At 38.6% G+C, this 1,216-nt stretch carries 1 protein-coding gene; it reads left to right on the top strand.

Annotated elements, in window-relative coordinates; all coding sequences use genetic code 11:
• Positions 1–77 precede the first annotated feature (77 nt).
• Positions 78–1,198 (top strand): IS3 family transposase gene (locus AC1VNJ_RS26815; RefSeq protein ID WP_482641636.1). Its coding sequence is split into 2 segments (ribosomal slippage): positions 78–327 and positions 327–1,198, totalling 1,122 coding nucleotides; the frame shifts between segments, so codons are not numbered across the junction.
• Positions 1,199–1,216 lie beyond the last annotated feature (18 nt).

A 1,216-nucleotide genomic window follows, 5' to 3' on the forward strand; every position in this document is an offset into this window, starting at 1 on the left:
TGGATAGGCTACACTCAGTTGGACAGAATTTTTAAGGTCAAGTAGACTACAGATAACATACTAAAGGAGCATCTACAATGACCAGAAGAGAACGTCGAACATTTACAAAGGAATTTAAACAACAGATGGTGCAGCTGTATCAGAACGGAAAACCAAGAAAAGAGATCATTCGTGAATATGACTTGACTCCTTCGTCTTTAGATAAGTGGATAGAGCAAAGTCAAACATCTGGTTCGTTTAACGAAAAAGATAACCTGACCGAGGAACAAAAAGAACTGATGGAGCTTCGCAAACGAAATAAACAATTAGAAATGGAGAATGATATTTTAAAGCAAGCCGCGCTGATACTAGGACGAAAGTAAAAGTGATTAAAAATAACCAACACAAATACTCGATATCAGCAATGTGCAAAGTCCTACAACTCCCGAGAAGTACGTATTATTATGAAGCGAAGGAACGTCCGACGGAAGATGACGTTACCTCTGCCATCATAGACATTTTCCATGCCAATCGTCAGGTTTATGGGACACGCAAAATTAAGTATGAGTTAAAGAAACAAGGGAAAGTTGTCTCAAGACGCCGCATTAGCCGCATCATGAAAGAGCAAGGTTTAGTTTCTATCTACTCAGTCGCTCAGTTTAAACCACGTTCTACTGAACCAAATGAATCCGAACAAAAAAACAAATTGAACCGACGGTTCAAGCAAGAGAGAGTGTTGTCCGTTGTCGTAAGTGATCTCACGTATGTAAGAGTAGATAAAAAATGGTCTTACATATGTGTATTTGTCGATCTCTTTAATCGAGAAATCATTGGTTATAGTGTAGGCGCCAATAAGGATGCCCTCTTGGTTTATCGAGCGTTTGCATCCATAAAAGCAAATCTTCATCAAATTCAGCTCTTCCATACGGACCGAGGGAATGAATTTAAAAATAACCTCATAGATAAAGCACTAGAGACATTTACGATCGGACGATCGTTAAGCATGAAAGGTTGTCCATATGACAATGCGGTCGCTGAAGCCACCTTTAAAATCATTAAAACGGAATTTGTGAACGGGCGAAATTTCGCTAGTCTAGAAGAATTAACAAGGGAATTACAAGACTATGTCCATTGGTTTAATCACTTGCGTATCCACGGAACCCTTGATTATATGAGTCCTATTCAATACAAAATGAAACACCTTAAAAAAACTGTCTAGTTTAGTGTTGACATACCA

The organism is Priestia sp. 3CA3 (assembly GCF_056836725.1).